This window comes from Pluralibacter sp., from assembly GCF_019237635.1.
In the GTDB taxonomy this organism is placed as follows: domain Bacteria; phylum Pseudomonadota; class Gammaproteobacteria; order Enterobacterales; family Enterobacteriaceae; genus Enterobacter_B.
In genome coordinates this window covers 1-6,675 of sequence record NZ_JAFAGS010000118.1, presented here as the reverse complement: position 1 = coordinate 6,675, position 6,675 = coordinate 1, and the positions used below count along the sequence as shown (strand labels likewise).

At 56.3% G+C, this 6,675-nt stretch carries 6 protein-coding genes; 3 read left to right on the top strand and 3 right to left on the bottom strand.

The genetic code is table 11. From position 1 onward, the window contains the following. A partial coding sequence (gene manA / locus JO226_RS13630; protein ID WP_293592994.1) for a mannose-6-phosphate isomerase, class I occupies positions 1-691 on the bottom strand: 691 nt, incomplete at its 3' end. A gap of 199 nt (positions 692-890) precedes the next feature. On the opposite strand from manA, the gene fumA reads away from it, so the two are divergent. Then, positions 891-2,537, top strand: a complete 1,647-nt coding sequence (gene fumA / locus JO226_RS13625) for a class I fumarate hydratase FumA (RefSeq protein WP_293592993.1) — start codon at positions 891-893, stop codon at positions 2,535-2,537. A gap of 63 nt (positions 2,538-2,600) precedes the next feature. On the opposite strand, the gene gap is transcribed toward fumA, so the two are convergent. After that, positions 2,601-3,602, bottom strand: coding sequence for a type I glyceraldehyde-3-phosphate dehydrogenase (gene gap / locus JO226_RS13620; RefSeq protein WP_293592991.1), 1,002 nt, complete (start codon positions 3,600-3,602; stop codon positions 2,601-2,603). A 186-nt stretch (positions 3,603-3,788) separates the two neighbouring features. Here gap and cybB point away from each other — a divergent pair, with 186 nt between their 5' ends. Beyond that, positions 3,789-4,313 (top strand): cytochrome b561, encoded by a 525-nt coding sequence (cybB, locus tag JO226_RS13615; protein WP_293592989.1) that lies wholly within the window; start codon positions 3,789-3,791, stop codon positions 4,311-4,313. 18 nt (positions 4,314-4,331) lie between these two features. On the opposite strand, the gene pcaQ is transcribed toward cybB, so the two are convergent. After that, positions 4,332-5,255 (bottom strand): pca operon transcription factor PcaQ, encoded by a 924-nt coding sequence (gene pcaQ / locus JO226_RS13610; protein ID WP_293592987.1) that lies wholly within the window; start codon positions 5,253-5,255, stop codon positions 4,332-4,334. Between the two features lie 334 nt (positions 5,256-5,589). On the opposite strand from pcaQ, the gene JO226_RS13605 reads away from it, so the two are divergent. Continuing rightward, positions 5,590-6,675 (top strand): VOC family protein (locus tag JO226_RS13605; protein WP_293592985.1); only part of this gene is annotated, 1,086 nt, incomplete at its 3' end.

The following is a 6,675-nucleotide window of genomic DNA, read 5'->3' as shown; positions in this document are numbered from 1 at the left end:
ACAGGCCGCTGTCGTCCGGGTAGAAGCGGGCGATAAAGCGGATGGTGTCCCAGGGCTCGCCCTGATGGCTGTCCAGCGCCGCGTGCAGAATGCCCAGCGCGCGGGACTTCTCTTCACCTTGCATGTTGAGCAGGCTGGCGAACAGGGAGCTCAACGCCTGCGCAGTAGGGTTTTGCAGGAAATGGGCAATAGCGGCGTGCGCATCAGCGACCGGCTGTAGCAGGGAGGCAATCTCGGAAAACTCGCGGAAGGCGTTCATGGCGAGGAACGGCGTTAGGGCAAAAACCAGCTCCGGCTTATGGTTTGGATCTTTGTAGTTGCGCTCGGCCGCGTCCAGCGGGATACCCGCGGCATTCTCTTTGGCAAAACCGGTTTCAGAAGCCTTTTTGTTTGGGTGAACCTGAATCGACAGCGGCTGGTCGGCACACAGGACTTTAAACAGGAACGGCAATTCGCCGAAACGGGCAGCAACGACACCGCCCAGCAGTGCGGACATATCGGCATCGATCACCTCACGCAGCGAGCGCGCCTGACCGTTGCCGTCTTCGACTTTCGAACTGCTTTTGGGGTGGGCGCCCATCCAGAGTTCTGCCATCGGCAGATGGTCAGGATTTGCGATACCATAGAGGTCGGTTAACGCAGTTTTACTGCCCCAGGCATAGTTTTGCACTGAGTTGATGAGTTTTTGCATTATCAAGCCCTGTAATCATGGGAATTTGTCTTTCGTTATTAAACCAATAAAGCGGGCAGAAGTAACCTTCGAATGTAAAAAGTCGTCCTTGTCTCAGTTTTTGTTAAAAAATTGTGTAGGATAGGGCCACTCGCTTTTCAGAGGGCACATGGAAAATGTGCCTGACTAAAAATCAGCCTACGCCGTAAGTGAGAGCACAATGTCGAACAAACCTTTTGTTTATCAGGATCCTTTTCCGCTGAAAAAGGATGACACTGAATACTATCTCCTCAGTAAAGATCATGTCTCCGTCGCCGAATTCGAAGGCCAGGAAATCCTCAAAGTTGACCCACAGGCGCTGACGCTGCTGGCAAAGCACGCGTTCCATGATGCCTCGTTTATGCTGCGTCCGGCGCACCAGCAGCAGGTGGCCGATATTCTTAACGACCCGCAGGCCAGTGAAAACGACAAATACGTGGCGCTGCAGTTCCTGCGTAACTCCGATATCGCCGCCAAAGGTATTCTGCCGACCTGTCAGGATACGGGCACGGCGATCATCGTGGGTAAGAAAGGGCAGCGCGTCTGGACCGGCGGCGGTGATGAAGCCGCGCTGGCGCGTGGGGTCTACGACACCTATATCGAAGATAACCTGCGCTACTCGCAAAACGCGCCGCTGGATATGTATAAAGAGGTCAACACCGGCACTAACCTGCCGGCGCAGATCGATCTCTACAGCGTCGACGGCGACGAGTACAAGTTCCTGTGCATCGCCAAAGGCGGCGGCTCGGCCAACAAAACCTATCTGTATCAGGAAACCAAAGCGCTGATCACCCCGGCGAAGCTCAAGAACTACCTGGTGGAAAAAATGCGCACCCTCGGTACGGCTGCCTGTCCGCCGTACCACATCGCCTTCGTGATTGGCGGCACCTCTGCCGAAGCGACCCTGAAAACCGTCAAGCTCGCCTCGACCCACTATTACGACGGTCTGCCGACGGAAGGCAACGAGCACGGCCAGGCGTTCCGCGATGTTCAACTGGAGCAGGAATTGCTGGTGGAGGCGCAGAACCTCGGTCTCGGCGCGCAGTTTGGCGGTAAATACTTCGCCCACGATATCCGCGTGGTCCGCCTGCCGCGCCATGGCGCCTCCTGCCCGGTCGGCATGGGCGTTTCCTGCTCCGCCGACCGTAACATCAAGGCGAAGATCAACCGCCACGGTGTCTGGCTGGAAAAGCTGGAGCATAATCCGGGCAAATATATTCCGGAAGCGCTGCGTAATGCCGGGGAGGGCGAAGCGGTACGTATCGACCTGAACCGTCCGATGAGCGAGATCCTGACCCAGCTGTCGCAGTATCCGGTTTCTACCCGCCTGTCGCTCAACGGCACCATCATCGTGGCGCGCGATATTGCCCATGCCAAACTGAAAGAGCGCATGGACAACGGCGACGGGTTGCCGCAGTACGTCAAAGACCACCCTATTTATTACGCGGGCCCGGCGAAAACGCCGGAAGGGTACGCGTCCGGTTCGCTTGGCCCGACCACCGCAGGACGTATGGATTCTTACGTCGATCAGCTGCAGTCGGAAGGCGGCAGCATGATCATGCTGGCGAAAGGCAACCGCAGCCAGCAGGTGACCGATGCCTGTCACAAACACGGCGGTTTTTACCTCGGCAGCATCGGTGGTCCGGCGGCGGTACTGGCGCAGGGCAGCATCAAGCATCTGGAATGCGTGGAGTACCCGGAACTGGGGATGGAAGCTATCTGGAAAATCGAGGTTGAAGATTTCCCGGCGTTTATCCTGGTAGACGATAAGGGTAACGACTTCTTCCAGCAGATAAGCACCTCACAGTGCGCGCGCTGCGTGAAGTGATCGCCATCTGAGGTGGCATAAAAAACGGATGGCCTGCCATCCGTTTTTGTTTTCTGCTGTCGGTCAGAGGGTATTGAATTTATCGAGCACGCGAATCAGCTGCGTGACGAAACCGTACTCGTTGTCATACCAGGCGACGGTTTTCACCAGCTGCAGGTCGCCGACCTCAGTAATTTCCGTCTGGGTGGCATCGAAAACCGAACCAAAATGGCTGCCGATAACGTCGGAAGAGACGATCTCCTCATCGGTATAGCCAAAGGATTCATTCTGCTCGGTCGCTTTTTTCAGCGCCGCATTCACCTCATCCGCAGTGACCGTTTTACCCAGTATGGAGACCAGCTCCGTCACCGAGCCGGTTTTGACCGGTACGCGCTGCGCATGGCCTTTCAGCTTGCCGCTGAGCGCCGGGATCACCAGACCAATCGCTTTTGCCGCCCCTGTCGTATGGGGAATAATGTTTTCCGCCGCGGCGCGGGAGGCGCGCAGATCTTTACCCCGGGGGCCGTCCACCAGCGCCTGAGTGCCGGTATAAGCGTGGATTGTGGTCATGGTGCCTAGCTGAATGCCGAACGCGTCGTGCAGCGCTTTCGCCATTGGCGCCAGGCAGTTGGTCGTGCAGGAGGCGACGGAGATAATCGTATCCTGACTATCAAGCGTATCGTCGTTGACGTTATAAACGATGGTTTTCATCTCCCCCGCAGGGGCGGAGATCAGCACCTTTTTTGCGCCAGCCTCCAGATGCGCTTTCGCCTTATCGGCCGAGGTATAGAAACCGGTGCACTCGACAATAAGCTCAGCGCCCGCCGCTCTCCAGGGGATGTTCTTCGCCTCTTTTTCTGCATACACCGCAATTTTTTTGCCGTCGACAATCAGCGTATTTTCGGCGAAATCCACGCGCCAGGGAAACGGGCCGTAGTTGGAATCATGCTTGAGTAAATAGGCCAGTACTTTTGGTGAGGTCAGGTCGTTGATAGCCACCACCTCGAGCGGGCTTTTGACCTCCAGCAGTCGGCGCAACACCAGGCGTCCAATGCGTCCAAAACCATTAATACCAATCTTGCTCATTGAGGATCTCCTAATGATGGGGGATGGCGAGTAAACCTCTCCAGGCTTAGACCAGTCGCTCTCAATGGGCAACTGGAAAAAAATCAGCCGCCGGTAAGGGTTTGAAAATCTATACAGAAAAGTTAAAGAAAATTTAAGGAAAAGTGGTTATGTTAGCCGTCTTACCGTTTTTACCCGGAATCAGCTATGCGAAATAAATATTCCAGTCTGCAGATTGGCATCCACTGGATGGTGTTCTTACTGGTGATTATCACCTATTGCGCGATGGAGCTGCGGGGCTTTTTCCCGCGCGACTATCGTCCTTATTTTAATATGGTGCACGTTTCCGGCGGGATTGCGATTCTGGCGCTGATGGCAACACGTCTGCTGGTTCGTCTGAAACGTCCGGCGCCGCCAATTGTGCCGAAACCGAAGGCGATGGTAACGGGTCTGTCGCACCTCGGGCATCTGGTCGTTTACCTGCTGTTCATTGTGCTGCCGGTGATTGGTCTGGTGATGATGTACAACCGCGGTAATCCCTGGATGGCGTTTGGCATTACCATGCCGCATGCCGCGAAAGCCAATTTCGACCTGGCGGACAACCTGAAGGAGTACCATGTTCTGCTGGCGAATTTTGGCTACTACGTGATTGGTTTGCATGCGCTGGCTGCGCTGGTGCATCACTATTTCTGGAAAGATAATACGCTGCTGCGCATGATGCCGCGTAAATAAGTACGTCATGCCGGGCGGTCAGCCCGGCATGGTTTTACGAATCGCGCTAAGCAGCGTCTGCGCACCTGGGGATATGGATGCATCCACGCGCGTCAGGATGCCAATCGGTTCTCCGGCGCTCTGAGTGGGCACTGGCAGGGCGGTCAGGGTTCCGCGCCGCAGATCGTCTTTGACCGCGCCAGACGGCACAAACCACACGTAGTTATAATCGACCGTCAGCTGGCGGGAGAGCGAGGCCGACAGCGTCTCAATACAGCCTGCCGGCATTTTGCAGCCCTGACTTTGCAGCAGCGTCTCGGCATTCTGCCGCGGTACAGTGCCTTTCGGCGACACCACCACCGGCCACTCCATCACTTTACTTAATGTGACCGTCTCCTGCAGCAGCGGGTGATCCGGGCGCACCACCAGTTTCAGCGACTCCAGGAACAGCAGCTCATAATTGAGACCGCTCATCAGCTCCGGATCGGACATCCGGCCGATACCGAGATCCAGCTCGCCTGATTTCAGCCCCGCCAGCAGCATGGTGTTATTCATGGTGGCAACCTGCAGGGTGATATCTTTTTGCTGCTGGTGAAACTGGCCGATAACGGCGGGCAGAATGCCCAGCGCCGCGGTCGGCAATGCGCCGATACGTACCACGTCGTTGTTAAGGCTTTCTTTGCGCGTCAGCGCCTGACCCGCGGTATTGAGCGCATCAAGCACTTTCACCGCATGGGTGAGGAACTGTTCGCCCACCAGCGTCAACTGCGCGCCGAGACGTCCGCGCTCAAACAGCCGGGTACCCGTCAGCTGTTCCAGCTCATTGAGTGTTTTTGACAGTGCGGGCTGGCTGAGGTTAAGGGTTTCCGCCGCACGCCCCAGAGTACCCTGTTGAGCAACGGCGACAAAGGTATGCAGATGGCGCAAGCGAATGCGCTGACTAAAGAGACCGTTCTTTTCCATAACCGGATGTTAAAAACAGAGCGAGGCGGCTTTCAAGAGAAGTTGTTTAAATTTGATAACTTGCTAGCAAAATATTATTAACATTGGGTGGGATTACGTTACGCATGGTTATAGAAATAGCTTGCGATGTTTGTTTGTTTTTGTGGTGTGTTATGTGGGCTTATTGTTTGTTTGAGGTTAATTTGCGTGGTTTTTGGCATGGCCTTGGGTCATATCGTGAGCAAAGCGGCGAAAAAACGCAGAGGTTATCCGCGATCACAATTCGGAAATTCTTCCCCCCGCGGTCAGCGCGCTTAGGTAAACTCCAGGGAGTATTCACTGGAGGCATGACATCATGGCGAACACCATCACAACTGATGATATTCGGGAACATTTTTCGCAGGCTATGTCGGCCATGTACCAGCAGGAAGTTCCACAGTACGGCACGCTGCTGGAACTGGTGGCGGACGTTAATCTGGCGGTACTGGAAAATAACCCACACTTACATGAACAACTGGCGAACGCTGACGAACTGGCGCGCCTGAACGTTGAACGTCACGGCGCAATCCGCGTCGGTACTGCCGATGAGCTGGCAACCCTGCGCCGCATGTTTGCCATCATGGGGATGTACCCGGTCAGCTACTATGACCTGTCGCAGGCGGGGGTGCCGGTACACTCTACCGCGTTTCGCCCGGTCGATGATGCCGCGCTGCTGAGAAACCCGTTCCGGGTATTTACCTCGCTGCTGCGCCTGGAGCTTATCGAGAACGTTGCGTTGCGTGAGAAAGCGGCGGCAATCCTCGCGAAGCGCGATATTTTTACCCGTCGCTGCCGCGAGCTTATCGCGCTGCATGAAGTTAACGGCGGGTTTACCCAGACGCAGGGCGAGGAGTTTGTCCGTGAGGCGCTGGAAACCTTCCGCTGGCACAGTCATGCGACGGTGGACCAGGAGACCTACCAGGCGCTGCATAATGAGCATCGTCTGATTGCCGACGTGGTGTGTTTCCCGGGCTGTCATATTAACCACCTGACGCCGCGTACGCTGGATATCGACCGCGTGCAGGCGCTGATGCCGGAATACGGCATTGAGCCGAAGGTGCTGATAGAAGGGCCGCCGCGTCGCGAAGTGCCGGTGCTGCTGCGCCAGACCAGCTTTAAAGCGCTGGAGGAGCCGGTGCTGTTTGCCGGTGAGCATCGTGGCACCCATAGCGCGCGCTTTGGCGAAATCGAGCAGCGGGGCGTGGCGCTGACGCCGAAAGGCCGCGAGCTGTATGATTCGCTGCTGGCGCGTGCCGGAACCGGCCGGGACAACATTACCCATCAGCAGCATATGCAGGAGATCTTTAAGGCTTTCCCGGACAGCGAAATGTTCCTGCGCCGCCAGGAGCTGGCCTATTTCCGCTACCGCCTGACGCCCGCGGGCGAAGCGCATCGTCAGGCT

Bases quoted from the DNA above. Each gene is read 5' to 3' on its own strand.
- fumA (WP_293592993.1), top strand. From the start codon at position 891: ATGTCGAACAAACCTTTTGTTTATCAGGATCCTTTTCCGCTGAAAAAG.
- cybB (WP_293592989.1), top strand. From the start codon at position 3,789: ATGCGAAATAAATATTCCAGTCTGCAGATTGGCATCCACTGGATGGTG.
- gap (WP_293592991.1), bottom strand. From the start codon at position 3,602: ATGAGCAAGATTGGTATTAATGGTTTTGGACGCATTGGACGCCTGGTG.
- pcaQ (WP_293592987.1), bottom strand. From the start codon at position 5,255: ATGGAAAAGAACGGTCTCTTTAGTCAGCGCATTCGCTTGCGCCATCTG.